The sequence below is a fragment of the Streptomyces lincolnensis genome, assembly GCF_001685355.1.
GTDB lineage: Bacteria > Actinomycetota > Actinomycetes > Streptomycetales > Streptomycetaceae > Streptomyces > Streptomyces lincolnensis.
On the sequence record NZ_CP016438.1, the window covers coordinates 3,437,404 to 3,451,404 of the forward strand.

General features: G+C 71.4%; 15 protein-coding genes and 1 pseudogene. 10 read left to right on the plus strand and 6 right to left on the minus strand.

The genetic code is table 11. From position 1 onward, the window contains the following. The 4 genes from SLINC_RS15220 to SLINC_RS15235 are packed head-to-tail and all read left to right on the plus strand — an operon-like array spanning nt 1 to nt 3,148. On the plus strand, nt 1-981 hold the full coding sequence (locus SLINC_RS15220) for a zinc ABC transporter substrate-binding protein (RefSeq protein WP_067432349.1): 981 nt from the start codon (nt 1-3) through the stop codon (nt 979-981). Nucleotides 982-1,006: 25 nt separating this feature from the next. Next, nucleotides 1,007-1,774, plus strand: coding sequence for a metal ABC transporter ATP-binding protein (locus SLINC_RS15225; protein ID WP_067432352.1), 768 nt, complete (start codon nt 1,007-1,009; stop codon nt 1,772-1,774). After that, the gene (locus SLINC_RS15230) at nt 1,774-2,676 is read left to right on the plus strand and encodes a metal ABC transporter permease (RefSeq protein ID WP_067432355.1); all 903 of its coding nucleotides are present in this window, start codon (nt 1,774-1,776) and stop codon (nt 2,674-2,676) included. Before SLINC_RS15225 ends, SLINC_RS15230 begins: the two co-directional genes overlap by 1 nt. A 58-nt stretch (nt 2,677-2,734) precedes the next feature. Further along, a complete protein-coding gene (locus tag SLINC_RS15235; RefSeq protein WP_067432358.1) occupies nt 2,735-3,148 on the plus strand; it encodes a Fur family transcriptional regulator in 414 nt (137 codons plus the stop codon). An 88-nt stretch (nt 3,149-3,236) separates the two neighbouring features. On the opposite strand, the gene SLINC_RS15240 is transcribed toward SLINC_RS15235, so the two are convergent. The 3 genes from SLINC_RS15240 to SLINC_RS15250 form a co-directional block, all read right to left on the minus strand. Beyond that, the gene (locus SLINC_RS15240; RefSeq protein ID WP_067432361.1) at nt 3,237-4,070 is read right to left on the minus strand and encodes an isoprenyl transferase; all 834 of its coding nucleotides are present in this window, start codon (nt 4,068-4,070) and stop codon (nt 3,237-3,239) included. 24 nt (nt 4,071-4,094) lie between these two features. Next, nucleotides 4,095-4,841 carry a DNA repair protein RecO gene (gene recO, locus SLINC_RS15245; RefSeq protein ID WP_067432364.1) on the minus strand — a complete coding sequence of 249 codons (747 nt, stop codon included), beginning with the start codon at nt 4,839-4,841 and terminating at the stop codon, nt 4,095-4,097. 248 nt (nt 4,842-5,089) lie between these two features. Next, the gene (locus SLINC_RS15250; protein WP_067445356.1) at nt 5,090-5,305 is read right to left on the minus strand and encodes a hypothetical protein; all 216 of its coding nucleotides are present in this window, start codon (nt 5,303-5,305) and stop codon (nt 5,090-5,092) included. 279 nt (nt 5,306-5,584) lie between these two features. On the opposite strand from SLINC_RS15250, the pseudogene SLINC_RS49310 reads away from it, so the two are divergent. Beyond that, a pseudogene (locus SLINC_RS49310) lies at nt 5,585-5,809 on the plus strand (helix-turn-helix domain-containing protein); the annotation flags it as partial. An 11-nt stretch (nt 5,810-5,820) separates the two neighbouring features. Here SLINC_RS49310 and SLINC_RS15260 read toward each other — a convergent pair. Beyond that, complete coding sequence (locus SLINC_RS15260; protein WP_067432370.1) at nt 5,821-6,657, minus strand: hypothetical protein; 837 nt, start codon at nt 6,655-6,657, stop codon at nt 5,821-5,823. 190 nt (nt 6,658-6,847) lie between these two features. Between SLINC_RS15260 and SLINC_RS15265 the strand changes: the two genes are divergently transcribed. Then, on the plus strand, nt 6,848-7,327 hold the full coding sequence (locus SLINC_RS15265; RefSeq protein WP_067432373.1) for a cupin domain-containing protein: 480 nt from the start codon (nt 6,848-6,850) through the stop codon (nt 7,325-7,327). Nucleotides 7,328-7,429: 102 nt separating this feature from the next. Then, on the plus strand, nt 7,430-8,923 hold the full coding sequence (locus SLINC_RS15270) for an alpha/beta hydrolase (RefSeq protein ID WP_067432376.1): 1,494 nt from the start codon (nt 7,430-7,432) through the stop codon (nt 8,921-8,923). Here the strand turns inward: SLINC_RS15270 and SLINC_RS15275 are convergent. Beyond that, nucleotides 8,911-10,074: an abortive phage infection protein gene (locus tag SLINC_RS15275; RefSeq protein ID WP_067432379.1), complete on the minus strand. Its 1,164-nt coding sequence runs from the start codon at nt 10,072-10,074 to the stop codon at nt 8,911-8,913. The genes SLINC_RS15270 and SLINC_RS15275 overlap by 13 nt on opposite strands. 181 nt (nt 10,075-10,255) lie before the next feature. Between SLINC_RS15275 and SLINC_RS15280 the strand changes: the two genes are divergently transcribed. After that, nucleotides 10,256-11,746, plus strand: a complete 1,491-nt coding sequence (locus tag SLINC_RS15280) for an alpha/beta hydrolase (protein WP_067445358.1) — start codon at nt 10,256-10,258, stop codon at nt 11,744-11,746. Between the two features lie 29 nt (nt 11,747-11,775). On the opposite strand, the gene SLINC_RS15285 is transcribed toward SLINC_RS15280, so the two are convergent. After that, nucleotides 11,776-12,219 (minus strand): protein-tyrosine phosphatase family protein, encoded by a 444-nt coding sequence (locus tag SLINC_RS15285; protein ID WP_067432382.1) that lies wholly within the window; start codon nt 12,217-12,219, stop codon nt 11,776-11,778. Between the two features lie 81 nt (nt 12,220-12,300). Here SLINC_RS15285 and SLINC_RS15290 point away from each other — a divergent pair, with 81 nt between their 5' ends. Together SLINC_RS15290 and SLINC_RS15295 are read left to right on the plus strand one after the other, a co-directional pair. Continuing rightward, a complete protein-coding gene (locus tag SLINC_RS15290; RefSeq protein WP_067432385.1) occupies nt 12,301-12,828 on the plus strand; it encodes a SigE family RNA polymerase sigma factor in 528 nt (175 codons plus the stop codon). Nucleotides 12,829-12,887: 59 nt separating this feature from the next. Then, nucleotides 12,888-13,844: a hypothetical protein gene (locus tag SLINC_RS15295; protein WP_067445360.1), complete on the plus strand. Its 957-nt coding sequence runs from the start codon at nt 12,888-12,890 to the stop codon at nt 13,842-13,844. Nucleotides 13,845-14,001 lie beyond the last annotated feature (157 nt).

A 14,001-nucleotide genomic window follows, 5' to 3' on the forward strand; every position in this document is an offset into this window, starting at 1 on the left:
ATGAACGTACGACGACACCACATATCCGGCATCGCGGTCGCAGCGGTCACCGCCCTGGGGCTGGGCACCCTCTCCGCCTGCTCCGGCGACAGCTCCGCCGCGGGCAACACGGACAAGTTCGACGTCGTCGCGTCGTTCTACCCGATGCAGTTCCTCGCCGAGCAGATCGGCGGGGACCATGTGAACGTCACCACCCTCACCGAGCCCGGTCAGGAGCCGCACGACCTGGAGCTCTCCACCAAGCAGACCGCCGCACTCGGCGAGGCGGACGCGGTGCTCTACCTCAAGACGCTCCAGCCGGCCGTCGACGAGGCCGTCGCGCAGTCCGGGGTCAAGACGAAGATCGACGCGGCCTCCCTGACCAAGCTGGAGGACCACGGCTCCGTCGAGCACGAGCACGAGGGCGAGGGCAAGGGCGAGGGCAAGACCGAGGAGGCACCCGCCGAGGAGGAGGAGCACGCCCTCGACCCGCACATCTGGCTCGACCCCGTGAAGTACGCCGAGGTCGCCGAGGGCGTCACCAAGGCCCTGGAGAAGGCCGACCCGGACCACGCGGCGGACTACCGGAAGAACGCCGACGCGCTGACGAAGAAGCTCGCCGGCCTCAACACCCAGTTCACGGACGGGCTGAAGAACACCAGGAGCAAGGTCTTCTTCACCAACCACGCCGCCTTCGGCTACCTCGCCGAGCGCTACGGCCTGACCCAGGAGGCCATCTCCGGCCTGGACCCGGAGAGCGAGCCCAGCCCGGCCCGGATCAAGGAACTCCAGACCGAGGCCAAGGCCGACGGCGTCACCACCGTGTTCTACGAGACCCTGGTGTCGGACAAGACCGCGAAGACCCTCGCCCAGGACGCCAACCTCAAGACCGATGTCCTCGACCCGCTCGAAGGCATCACCGACAAGTCCAAGGGCGAGGACTACTTCCAGGTCATGGAGTCCAATCTCAAGTCTCTGAAGACGGCTCTGGGAGCCAAGTGACCAACGGCAGTACGGAGGACGACTCATGAGCGAGCCCGTCATATCGATGCGCGGCGTCCACGCCGAGCTGGGCTCGCGGCCCGTCCTGCGCGGCATCGACCTCACCGTGGACCGCGGTGAGGTCGTCGCGCTGCTCGGCGCCAACGGCTCCGGCAAGTCGACCGCGATCCGCAGCGTCATCGGCCAGGTGCCCGTCGGCGCCGGCGAGATCAGGCTGTTCGGCACTCCGCGCCGCCGCTTCCGCGACTGGGCGCGCGTGGGCTACGTCCCGCAGCGCACCACGGCCGCGGGCGGTGTGCCCGCCACCGTGACCGAGGTCGTCTCCTCCGGCCGGCTCTCCCGGGCCCGCTTCGGAGTGCTGCGCAGGACGGACCGGGAGGCCGTGCGCGCGGCCCTGGAGCTCGTCGGCATGGCCGACCGTGCCAAGGACTCCGTGAACGCCCTCTCCGGCGGCCAGCACCAGCGGGTCCTGATCGCCCGCGCCCTGGCCTCCGAGCCCGAACTGCTGATCATGGACGAGCCGATGGCGGGCGTGGACCTGGCCAGCCAGGAGGTGCTCGCGCGGACCCTTGAGGAGCAGGTCTCCCAGGGCACGACCGTCCTGCTCGTGCTGCACGAACTCGGCCCGCTGGAGCCCCTGATCGACCGGGCGGTCGTCCTGCGCGACGGCTGCGTGACGCACGACGGCCCGCCCCCGCGCGCGGTCGGCCAGCACGCCCTGCCCGGCCACGACCACGTCCACCCGCACGCGGCTCACGACGCCGAACCGATCCGGACGGGACTGCTGAGCTGATGGAATTCCTCGACTACGCCTTCATGCAGCGGGCCCTGCTCGCCGCCGTCCTGGTCGGCATCACGGCCCCCGCGATCGGCATCTACCTCGTCCAGCGCCGCCAGGCCCTGATGGGCGACGGCATCGGCCATGTCGCGATGACCGGCGTCGGCCTCGGCTTCCTGCTCTCCTGGTCCCCGGTGTGGATGGCCACCTTCGTCGCCGTCCTCGGCGCCGTCCTCATGGAACTGATCCGCTGGTACGGCAAGACCCGCGGCGACATCGCCCTCGCGATGCTCTTCTACGGCGGTATGGCCGGCGGCGTGATGTTCATCAACCTCGCGCCGACGGGCTCCAACGCCAACCTGACGTCGTACCTCTTCGGTTCGCTGTCGACGGTGTCGGAATCGGACGTCACGGCGATCACCTTCCTCGCGGCCTTCGTGGTGCTGGTCACCCTCGGCCTGCGCCGCCAGCTCTTCGCGGTCAGCCAGGACGAGGAGTTCGCGCGGGTCACCGGTCTGCCGGTGCGGGCGCTGAACCTGCTGACGGCGATCACGGCCGCGGTGACGGTGACGGTCGCGATGCGGGTGGTGGGCCTGCTGCTGGTCAGCGCGCTCATGGTGGTGCCGGTGGCTGCGGCCCAGCAGCTGAGCCGCAGCTTCGCGGCCACCTTCGCGATCGCGGTGGCCCTCGGCGTCACCGTGACGATCGGCGGTACGGTCACCTCGTACTACCAGGACGTGCCGCCCGGCGCGACGATCGTGCTGCTGACCATCGCGGCCTTCATCGTGCTGACGGCGCTGGCGACCCCGCTGGCCCGGCGGCGGGCGCGTTCCATGGCCGCCCGGCAGCCCGTCGGGGACCCTGCGGAGTGTGCGATTCCGGCCAGTAGGGGACCCGAGGGAAAGGTCGGCGTCTGACTCGGCACAGTCCGGGCTGGCACAATGGCCCGGCAAGTGCAGACGCGAGGAGGCAACGGTGACGACCGCTGGACCGTCCGTGAAGGGCCGCGCCACCCGGCAGCGTGCCGCCGTGGCGGCGGCGCTCGACGAGGTCGACGAGTTCCGCAGTGCGCAGGACCTGCACGACATGCTCAAGCACAAAGGTGACTCCGTCGGCCTGACCACGGTCTACCGGACACTTCAGACCCTCGCCGACGCCGGCGAGGTCGACGTCCTGCGCACGTCCGACGGCGAGTCCGTCTACCGCCGCTGCTCCACCGGTGACCACCACCATCACCTCGTCTGCCGCGTCTGCGGCAAGGCCGTGGAGGTCGAGGGCCCGGCCGTCGAGAAGTGGGCCGAGGCCATCGCCGCGGAACACGGCTATGTGAACGTGGCCCACACGGTGGAGATCTTCGGTACGTGCGCGGAGTGCGCGGCGAAGAAGTAACGCCGGACACACGGCCGGCCATACGGCTGGACATACGCAGGGGCGCCCGGATCACCACCGGGCGCCCCTGCGTGCGTGACTGCTCCCGCTACTCCTGCCTGCCCTCCATGGCCAGCAGCTCCTCGTTGGGGATCGCTCCCCCGAAGCGCCGGTCGCGCGACGCGAACTCCACACACGCGCGCCAGAGGTCGCGGCGGTCGAAGTCGGGCCACAGGACGTTCTGGAAGACCATCTCGGCGTAGGCACTCTGCCAGAGCAGGTAGTTGGAGGTGCGCTGCTCGCCGCTGGGGCGCAGGAAGAGGTCGACGTCCGGCATGTCCGGGTAGTACAGGTACTTCTGGATCGTCTTCTCGGTGACCTTGGACGGGTCGAGCCGGCCCGCCTTCACGTCCTCGGCCATGGCCTGCATCGCGTCGGCGAGCTCGGCGCGGCCGCCGTAGTTCATGCAGAAGTACAGCGTCAGCTTGTTGTTGTCCTTGGTCTGCTCCTGGGCGATCTGGAGCTCCTTGGCCACGGACTTCCACAGCCGGGGCATCCGGCCCACCCAGCGCACCCGGATCCCGAGCTCGTCGAGCTGGTCGCGGGTCTTGCGGATGAAGTCGCGGTTGAAGTTCATCAGGAACCGCACCTCCTCCGGAGAGCGCTTCCAGTTCTCGGTGGAGAAGGCGTACAGCGAGATGTTGCCGACGCCCATCTCGACCGCGCCCTGGAGGACGTCCAGCACGCGCTCGGCGCCGACCTTGTGGCCCTCGGTGCGCGGCAGGCCGCGCTCCTTCGCCCAGCGGCCGTTCCCGTCCATGACGATCGCCACATGGGTCGGGATCAGCTCACCCGGGAGTTTCGGCGCGCGGGCACCCGACGGGTGCGGCTCCGGCGTCTTGTACTCGCGGCGCTGGCGACCCAGGATCCCGCGTACGGCCATGTGTTTCTCGTCTCCTCTTACGGCTTACTTCTCTACGTAACGCAGCGAGCGCAGTCCGCGTTCCAGATGCCAGTGCAGATAGGCGGACACCAGCCCGCTGCCCTCCCGGACATGCCGCGGCTCGCTCGCGTCCGCGGTCTCCCAGTCTCCCGTAAGCAGCGCCGCGAGGAGTTCCAGGGTCTGCGGCGACGGTACGACGCTGCCCGGCACCCGGCAGTCCACGCAGACCGAGCCGCCGGAGCCGACCGAGAAGAACCGGTTCGGACCGGGCATCCCGCACTTCGCGCAGTCGCTGAAGCTGGGCGCGTACCCGTTGACGGCGAGGGAACGCAGCAGGAAGGCGTCCAGGACGAGGTGCGGGGCGTGCTCGCCCCGGGCGAGCGTGCGCAGGGCGCCGACGAGGAGCAGATACTGCTGCACCGCCGGTTCGCCCTCGTGGTCGGTGAACCGCTCGGCCGTCTCCAGCATGGCCGTCCCGGCGGTGTAGCGGGCGTAGTCGCTGACGATCCCGCCGCCGTACGGCGCGATGGTCTCGCTCTGCGTGCACAGCGGCAGCCCGCGCCCGATCAGCTCGCTCCCCCGCGCGAAGAACTGCACGTCGACGTGGGAGAACGGCTCCAGCCTGGCCCCGAACTTCGACTTCGTCCGCCGCACCCCCCGAGCCACGGCCCGCACCCGCCCATGACCGCGCGTGAGCAACGTGATGATCCGGTCGGCTTCGCCGAGCTTCTGCGTCCGCAGGACGACGCCGTCATCCCTGAAGAGACTCACCGCGCACCCCCGGGCGGTTCCGGCCGGGGGTCCGGGGGTCGCCCCCCGGGGCAGCACAGCATGATCCGGTCGGCTTCGCCGAGCTTCTGCGTCCGCAGGACGACGCCATCGTCCCTGAAGAGACTCACCGCGCACCCCCGGGGCGGCGCGGCGGGAGCCGGTCCGCCTCACCCGGCTTCCGGGTGCGCAGCGCGATGCCGTCGTCGCGGAACAGACTCATGGACCCATTCTCGCCTACGACGGCCGCTTCAAGGGACCTCGCCCCGGCTTCGGGCGTTGGCGTACGCCGTCGCCGCACTCAGCCGCTCCGCCGGGGTGGCGTGCCGCACCGCGCCGGGTTCCGCGTCCCACTCCCGGCCGCCGCCGTACGGTCTCAGCTGGATGTAGGGCCCCTCGTGCCCCATGACGATTCCCACCCTTCCCCTGCGGGTGTCCATCACGTACGCACCGACCGGCGGCTCCATCATCGCCCCACCAATTCCACGAACGGACACGGCTCCTTCCCTGCAAGGCTCCCCTGATCGAGCCTTATTGACGGCAGCGCAATTCCCGTCATAACCCGCGGCCCACGCAATTCCTTCACCGTTTCCTCCGCTTCTCCGACGCAGAGCGTCGAGACGTGCGACTCCAGCGTGCTCCCCTTTCCCTTCGACTTTCACTCTTCGCATCTCCACGATGGCTCTCTGCGCCTACACTCGGCAGGATTCTGCGCACAAGTGCAGGTCAGCGGAAGGGGGTTGGCTGTGGCCAAGGGTTCGCGGCAGGCGGTCCGGGAGTTCTTCGGGGCAGAGCTGAGGCGGGGAAGGGAAGGCGCGGGGATCACCCAAGTGGAGCTTGGGTTACGTGTCTTCGTGTCCGGAGCTTATATCGGTCAGTTCGAGCAGGCCATTCGATAGCCCCGGCTCGATATCGCCCGGCGGATTGACGAGGCGCTGCAAACCGACGGTATTTTCGAGCGGTTGTGCAGGAATGCGGACCGTCACCCCGTGACGCCGAAGACGTCCAGGAGGGTGTCGACGCGCAGGCTCAGGGCGGAATCGTCGGAGCCGGTGACGACGACGGAGACGGTGTCCGGCTCGACGGCCTCGTAGGAGTGGTGCGGCCGGGCGTGCGCGAGACGGACGCGGAGCGTGTGCGCCGGGCCCTCGATCGTGTGCGTGTACCAGGCGGCCACGCTGTCGTCGGTCGGTTCGAGGCCGCGGGCGATCGCGTCCCAGGCGGAGTTGTCGAGGTACTGGCCCAGGTAGCCGGAGAGCAGTCCCAGGAAGCGGCGGACCTCACCGACGCGGATCAGCCCCTCCAGGTCGTGCGGGGCCGGGCTGCGGGACAGGCCGCCGCTCACCGGGTGCCGGTCGTTGATGTACAGGTGCAGGCGGGCCCAGAGGTCGAGGCTGCGGACGGCGCCCTTGGGGTTGTGGGCGCCCGACGGAAGCAGGTTGACGATCCTGCGGCCGGTGGGGTCGAGCCGGCACGGCGTCTCCAGCGCCTCCTCCCAGCCGGCGAGTGCGGGCGCGAACCGCTCCTCCGCCTCGGCCGGGTCGAGCTCCAGGTACCGCCCGATGTCCTCCCAGGAGGCGCCCCGCTCCCGCTCGTACACGACCGCCCGCACCAGCGTGCGTTCGGCGAGCCGGATCAGCGAGAGCGCTTCACTGGCGCGTCCGCCGAGCCCGGTGTCCACGTCGTTGCGCGTCGCCACCAGCACGCTCGCGGTGCGCGCGGTGTCCACGGCCTGTGAGCACAGGGCGAGGCGGGCCAGGGTCTCGCGGGAGTAGGCGGCGCGGTCGGCGTCGTAGGGCGTGGTGGTGGGAAGCGTCACGCGGGTCAGGGTGGCATGGGTCCGGCGGGGTCGTCGTCCGGGTTTTCCGCTGGTGAGGGCAGGGCGTAGGTCCGAGGTCGGACAGCGGGTCGGCCCGGTCTGGATCTCGCGCACGATGACGGGCGCGTCCCGGGTGCGCGAGAGTCGTCGTACCGAGCAACGCGTCACGAGCCGCGAGGGGGACCCGCACATGTCGTATCCGGAGCCGCGCTACCTGGGGGAGAACGGCGAGATCAACGCCGTGTTCCGTTCCGCCGACACACCGCCCGACATCGTCTCGCCCGGAGGCACCCGCACGCACTACCTCGCCAGTCACACGTCCACGGGTGGGGACTTCGGGCTGTACAAGGTGGACATGGGACCGAGGGCGCCGGGGGCCAAGACCCACTTCCACCGGTCGATCTCGGAGTCCTTCTACGTCCTGTCCGGCGAACTCGCGCTGTACGACGGCGAGAAGTGGGTCACCGGCCGGCAGGGCGACTTCCTGCACGTGCCGGTCGGCGGGCTGCACGCCTTCAGGAACGACAGCGACGACCCGGTGTCGATGCTGATGCTGTTCTCGCCGGGCGCGCCGCGCGAGGAGTACTTCGAGCGGGTGGCGGAGTTCGCGCGGAAGGGCGGGCAGGAACTGCGGGAGTTCCAGGTGCGGCACGACAGTTACTTCGTGTGAGTCAGGGGACATCCCGGAGGCGCGGTACTGGGGCAAACCCCAGGAAACTTACGGCCGTTACCCCGATGTCACGCTGCGTGATGTTCCGGCAGGCTGCTGTGCATGAAGCAGACCACGAAGGGCCTCGCCCTGATCGCCGCCGTCTCCGGGGTCGTCCTCGGGCTCGTCGCCCCGCTCGCCGCGTCCGCCGACGACAGGCCCGCGCCTTCGTCGCTGAAGTGGGCCAAGTGCGAGGGGGACGGGCTCGATCCGCGCCAGGAGTGCGCGACGGTGTCCGTGCCCATGGACTACGCCGATCCGGACGGCCGGAAGATCGACATCGCGGTCTCCCGTATCAGGAGCGAGGATCCGTCGGCCCGTCGCGGCGCCCTGCTCATCGTCCCCGGCGGACCGGGCGGGGACAGTCTCACCGAGCCGTCCACCAAGGGGCAGAAGCTGCCGGAGAAGGTGCGGGACGCCTACGACCTGATCGGCTTCGCCCCGCGCGGCATGATCCCCTCCACCTCCGTCACCTGCGACCACACCCCCGGCGACCTGGCCCGGACGAAGCTGTTCCCCTGGCCGGACGCGGACGGCTCGCTGGACGGCACCCTGGCCACCGCGCAGCGCCGGTCCCGGGCCTGCGAGCGCAACGGCGGTGAGCTGATCCAGCACATCAGCACCCTGAACGAGGCCCGTGACCTGGACCGGGTCCGCGCCGCGCTCGGCGAGCGCAGGATCTCCGCGTGGGGCCTGTCGTACGGCAGCTACGCGGCCGCCACCTACGCGCAGCTGTTCCCGCACCGCACCGACCGTTTCGTCCTGGACAGCAACCCCTTCCCCGACCCCGCCGTCGGGGCGGGACGGGCCACCTACGCCGGGTTCGAGGCGGGCGTGGAGGACACCTTCCCGGTGTTCGCCCGGTGGGCCTCCGCCCCCGAGCGCGGCAAGGACCGCGTCGCCCGCACGGCGGCCGAGGTGCGCCCGCTCTTCCTCCGTCTGGCCGCCCGCCTGGACCGGGAGCCGATCCCCTGGCCCGGCGCCAACCCCGAGGAGCTGAACGGCACTGTCCTGCGCCAGGCGATGATCGACGCCTTCTACGACCCCGACGGCTTCCCCGGCCTCGCCGAGCTGATCAACGCCGCCCGCAAGGGCACGGTCCCGCCCGCTCCCGAGGCCCCGCCCGCGGACCTCCTCCAGAACGGCTACGCGGTCGCCGACGCCACCCTCTGCAACGACGCCGCCTGGCCGAGGACCGCCGCCGAGTACCGGCAGGACGTCGACGCCAGTCGCGCGAAGTTCCCCCTCACGGCGGGAATGCCCAGGAGCGCCACCGCGTGTGCCGCCTGGCCGTGGGCGCCGAAGGAGGCCCCGGTCCGCATCACCGACCAGGGCCCCTCGAACATCCTGCTCATACAGAACCAGCGGGACGTCGCCACCCCCGTGAGCGGCGCCCTCAAGCTCCGCGCGGCCCTCGGCGAGCGCGCGGTCATGGTCCTGGTCGACTCCACCGGCCACGACGCCTACCTCGGCAACGGCAACGCCTGCGGCGACACCAAGGTCTCCCACTTCCTGGCCACCGGGGAGCGGCCGGCCCGGGACACCTACTGCCGCTGACCGGTCCGGCATGCCCTGGCGTACCGCTGCGCCAGGGCGTGGAAGGCCTCCTTCGGTTCGCGGTGCCAGGGCGAGTCCGGGTCGTCCGGGCGGTCCCTGACGGCCTTGGTGATGCCGTAGCTCGCCATGTCGAGGTCGTGGCGGGGGTCGTGGGGGTGGTGCGGGGCGTCGGCTGTGAGGAACTCGAAGGCCATCGCCGCGTAGAGGTTCATGGACTCGAAGACGTCCAGCAGGTCGGTGAGGTAGGCGGCCTGGACGCGTTCGCTGCGGACCAGGTCTCCCTTGATCTCCGGTGGGGTCTTCTCGTAGTCGACGATGTCCCAGCCCATGCCGCCCGCCTCGGTGGCGCCGGCGTAGGTGCAGGTGCCGAACTCGGTGATGGCGACCGGCTTGCCCCACCGCAGGTAGCGCTTCAGTTCCTTGACGTACTGGCGACGGTCGCGGTGGTACGAGTAGTAGTCGATGCCGACGACGTCGAAGAGGTTCCAGTCGACCTGGTCGTCCTGGGCGGCGGCGTAGCTCAGCCGGCCGCGGAAGACGGAGCGGCCCACGCGCGCGGCCTTCGCGGTGAACTCGTCGAGACGGCGCTGCATCTGCTCCCAGTCGACGTTGCCGCTCTGGAGGTTGCGGATGCGCTCCATGACGTCCGCGCCGGGCACGATGCCGGGGACGAGCAGCCAGAACTCGCAGCCCACGCTGAACTCCACGCTCGCGCCCTGCCGGCGCAGCCGCTCCGCGAACCGGCCGCACTCCGCGAGGTGTTCGAGGGTGTCCTTCTGCGAGTGGTCGGTGAGGGTCGGCTGGAGCCAGACGTGCATACCGCGTTCGGCGACCTCGGCGGCGGTGGACGTGAGGCGCTCCACGCCGTCGCCGGTGACGTCCACGGTGTCGGCGTGCAGGTCGTCGCGGATGGCCCGGATCTCCTCGCGCATCCGGGCCGTGCTGTAGGCCGTGGCCGGGGACTCCCCCTCGACCAGGGTGTAGACGACGCCCCGCCGGGCCAGACCCCGGCCTCCCCCTCCTCCCCGGCCCGCCCCCTCGCTCGCCGCCGCCCGCCCTGCCGGCAGCATCGCCCCCGCGAGCCCGACGGCCGCCGCCCCGGCCAGGAACTGCGCCCGGTTGATCCCCTTGGTCCCGTTGGTCTTCTCCATGCCGCCACTGTGCCGAGACCGGCTCCGCACCGCCGTCGGCCGATGGTCTACGGCGCGGCTACCAAGGGATGAGAGTCGGCCGTCCCGGAGAAACCGAAGGACCCTTGGGGGGCAACCCCCAGGAAAGACAGGGGCGTTGCCCGGATGTGGCGGGCCGGTGGGATGGGCGAGGCTCGTGTGCATGAAGCAGATCACGCAGAGCGCGGCCCTCATCGCCGCCGCCTCCGGCATCGTCTTCGGTGTCGTCACCCCGCTCACCGCGTCCGCCACCGACCGGCCCTCGCCCTCGCCGCTGAAGTGGGCCAAGTGCCAGGGCCAGGGCCTCGACCCCAGACAGGAGTGCGCGACCGTCTCCGTGCCGATGGACTACGCCGACCCCGACGGCCGGAAGATCGGCATCGCCGTCTCCCGCATCCCCAGCGAGAAGCCGTCGGTCCGCCGTGGCGCCTTACTCCTGGTCCCCGGCGGGCCGGGCGGGACGAGCCTCGACAACCCTTCGGGCAAGGGGCAGAAGCTGCCGCAGGAGGTCCGCGACGCCTACGACCTGATCGGGATCGCGCCGCGCGGCAACGCCCCGTCGGCCCCGGTGAGTTGCGGCCTCGCCCATGAGGACCTCGCGCTGTCCAGGCTGCGGCCCTGGCCCGCCCCCGACGGGTCCGTCACCGAGAACATGACCACCGCCCGCCGCGTGTCGGACGCCTGTACGCGCAACGGCGGCGAGCTGATGAAGCACATCAGCACCAAGAACAACGCCCGCGACCTGGACCGCGTCCGGGCCGCGCTGGGCGAGCAAAGGATCTCGGCCTGGGCCGTCTCGTACGGCACGTATGTCAGCTCCGCCTACCTGGAGATGTTCCCGCACCGCACCGACCGCGTCGTGCTGGACAGCAACGACAACCCGGACCCGGTCCGGGCGGAGCGCGCCTGGCTCCAGGCGTTCGAGGCGGGCGTCGAGGACAACTTCCCGGTGTTCGCCGCCTGGGCCTCCGCCCCCGAGCGCGGCCCGGACCGCGTCGCCGGCACCCCGGCCGAGGTCCGCGCCCTCTTCCTCCGCCTCGCCGCCCGTCTCGACCGGGAGCCGATCCCCTGGCCGGGCGCCAACCCCGAGGAGCTGAACGGCAACGTCCTGCGCCAGACCATGCTGGACACCCTCTACGACCCCGACCACTACCCGACCCTGGCCCGGCTGATCAACGCGGCCCTCAAGGGCACCGTCCCGCCCGCTCCCGAGGCCCCTGAGGAGCAGGCCATGCAGAACATCACCGCGGTCGGCGCCGCCACCCTCTGCAACGACGTCGCCTGGCCCCGCGACGCCGCCGCGTACCGGAAGGGCGTCGCCGAGAGCCGCGCGAAGTACCCGCTGACCGCGGGCATGCCGAGGAACGCCATGCTGTGCGCCGCCTGGCCGTGGACCCCGAAGGAGGCTCCGGTGCGGGTCACCGACCGCGGCCCCTCCAACGTCCTGCTCGTCCAGAACGCACGGGACGTCGCCACCCCGCTGAGCGGCGCGCTCAAGCTCCGCGAGGCCCTCGGCCGGCGGGCCGTCATGGTCACCGTGAACTCCACCGGCCACGGCGCCTACCTCAGGAACGGCAATGCCTGCGGCGACACGACCGCCTCCCGCTTCCTGGCCACCGGCATACGGCCCGCCACGGACCTCTCCTGCGAGTAGGACCCACGGGCCACTCCCCCAGGGCTCCTTCAGGCCGCCCCGAACCGCCGTACATAGCGCTTCTGCCAGGGCGTCTCCACCGCGTGCCGGTCGTAGTGCTCCCGCACATACGCGACGGCCTCCTCGGCCGGTACGCCGTCCAGGACCGCCAGACAGGCCAGCGCCGTCCCCGTGCGGCCGCGTCCGCCGCCGCAGGCGAGTTCCACGCGTTCGTCGGCGGCCCGCTCCCACGCCTCGGTGAGCACCGCGCGGGCGGCCGTGCGGTCGGCGGGCAGGCGGAAGTCGGGCCAGCGCAGCCAGCGGGACTCCCAGGAGACCTCGGGAGGCTGCCGGCCCAGCAGATAGACGCCGTACGACGGTTGCGACGCCCCGGGGTCCAAGGGGCGCCGCAGTCCTCGGCCGCGCACCAGCCGTCCGGAGGGCAGCCGGAGCACACCCGGGTCCTGTTCGTCCCACTGTTTCGCACGCACCATGGGCCCATTCGATCCCGGTGCGGGATCCCGGGCAACCGAATCCGCGGCAATGGTGGTCTGGGGGGCGAGGGAGGGTGCTTGATGCAGGCCGAACAAGAGGCCCAGTTCCAGGAATTCGTCCGGGCCCGCTGGACCCGGCTCGTGCGGACCGCGTATCTGCTCACGGGCGACGTCCACCACGCCGAGGACCTGACACAGACGGCGCTGGCGAAGGCGTACCGCTCCTGGCGGCGGGTGTCCCGCACCGACAACCCGGAGGCGTACGTCCGCCGGATGCTGGTCACCTGCAACAGCGACCGGTTCCGCAAGCGGCGCGTCACGGAGGCGCTGACCGCGGCGCCGCCGGAGCGGGCGGGGCGTGACGAGGCGGTGTCCCGGGTCGACGAGCGGGGGGTGCTGCTCGGTGCGCTGGCCGGGCTGCCGCCGAAGCAGCGGGCGGTGATCGTCATGCGGTACTGGGAGGACCTGTCCGAGGCGGAGGTCGCCGAGATCCTCGGCTGCTCCCCCGGCACGGTGAAGAGCCAGGCGTCCAAGGGGCTGGCGAAGTTGCGTACGTATCCGGGGCTCGCGCAGGTCATGGACCGCGCCCCGCAGGGAGGCACCAGGTGAGCGAGGACCAGCGGCGGCAGGAGCCGGCCGACCAGGGGGACTTCGAGGAGAGCACCGGCCTGGAGCCGGGCGCGGAGCCCGAAGGCGGCCGGGACGAGCGGGACTTCGAGGAGCAGCTGCGCGGGCTGCTCGCCGAGGACGCCTACGCGATCCGGCCGTCGCCGGCGCCGTACCCCGTGATCCGCCGCAAGGGCGTGGTCGAGCGGCGGCGCCGGGTGGCGGCAGCCGGGGCGGTGCTGGTGACGCTGGCGGCGGCGCCCGTGGGCGCGTACGCGCTGAGCGGTCCGGGCGGGGCCGCGCGGACGGCGGCCGCCACGCCGTCGGTGAGCGCCACCTACGCCCCGACGCCGACGCCCTCCCCCACCCCGTCCGGACCGGCGGGTCCGGCCACTCCGGGCCAACTGCTCGACGGGATCACCCTCGCGCAGGCGGCGGAGGGGCTGGAGAAGTGTCTCGCCTACGACCGGGGCATCGCGGCGAACCGGGACCCGTCGCCGCCGGCCCGCTCGTTCGACTCGGACCTGGGCACGGCCGACAGCTACCGGATCATCCTGGCGCTGAACAGCACCGGCGACTCCAACTCGCCCGGTGACGGGCAGTACATCGTCGCCGTCAAGGAGAAGCCGACCGAGACCCGGCTGATCTGTCACGTCAAGGACGGTGAGGCCTCGGGGATCAACACCAGTGTCGGCAGCGACCGGCAGCCGGACTCCCCGCCGGTGCTGGCCGACATCAACGGCGGCAAGCTGTTCCGGCAGTCGGCCATCGACCAGGGCAACTGGAAGCTGCCGTTCCGCTGGGGTGTCATCGGCACGGTCGAGCCCTCGGTGAGCAGGGTGACCGTCTCCTACGGCGACGCGACGGGCGAAGCCGTCCTGGACCACGGCTGGTTCGTCGCCGCCGGTGTCCTGGAGCAGCAGGTCACCAGGACACCCCGGATCAGGGGCTACGACGCCGCGGGCAAGCAGGTGTACGACTCCGATCAGGATCCGACGTACCAGAAAACCATCCAGTAGCCCGGCCCGTACGAAACCTGACCAGCACCACACAGGCCCGGGGGCGCCGCACAGGGGTCGGCGCCCCCGGGCCTTCGCCATTCGGCGGCCGGACCCGGAGCAGGCCACGGGGCCGACCTGGGGCAGATGCGCCCATTCGCGCGGGTTTCCTTGACCG

Excerpts from the sequence above, each read along its gene's own strand:
- SLINC_RS15285 (WP_067432382.1), bottom strand. The coding sequence starts at position 12,219 with ATGGTGCGTGCGAAACAGTGGGACGAACAGGACCCGGGTGTGCTCCGG.
- SLINC_RS15265 (WP_067432373.1), top strand. The coding sequence starts at position 6,848 with ATGTCGTATCCGGAGCCGCGCTACCTGGGGGAGAACGGCGAGATCAAC.
- SLINC_RS15240 (WP_067432361.1), bottom strand. The coding sequence starts at position 4,070 with ATGGCCGTACGCGGGATCCTGGGTCGCCAGCGCCGCGAGTACAAGACG.
- SLINC_RS15250 (WP_067445356.1), bottom strand. The coding sequence starts at position 5,305 with ATGGAGCCGCCGGTCGGTGCGTACGTGATGGACACCCGCAGGGGAAGG.
- SLINC_RS15225 (WP_067432352.1), top strand. The coding sequence starts at position 1,007 with ATGAGCGAGCCCGTCATATCGATGCGCGGCGTCCACGCCGAGCTGGGC.
- SLINC_RS15290 (WP_067432385.1), top strand. The coding sequence starts at position 12,301 with ATGCAGGCCGAACAAGAGGCCCAGTTCCAGGAATTCGTCCGGGCCCGC.
- SLINC_RS15270 (WP_067432376.1), top strand. The coding sequence starts at position 7,430 with ATGAAGCAGACCACGAAGGGCCTCGCCCTGATCGCCGCCGTCTCCGGG.
- SLINC_RS15280 (WP_067445358.1), top strand. The coding sequence starts at position 10,256 with ATGAAGCAGATCACGCAGAGCGCGGCCCTCATCGCCGCCGCCTCCGGC.
- SLINC_RS15220 (WP_067432349.1), top strand. The coding sequence starts at position 1 with ATGAACGTACGACGACACCACATATCCGGCATCGCGGTCGCAGCGGTC.
- SLINC_RS15275 (WP_067432379.1), bottom strand. The coding sequence starts at position 10,074 with ATGGAGAAGACCAACGGGACCAAGGGGATCAACCGGGCGCAGTTCCTG.
- SLINC_RS15230 (WP_067432355.1), top strand. The coding sequence starts at position 1,774 with ATGGAATTCCTCGACTACGCCTTCATGCAGCGGGCCCTGCTCGCCGCC.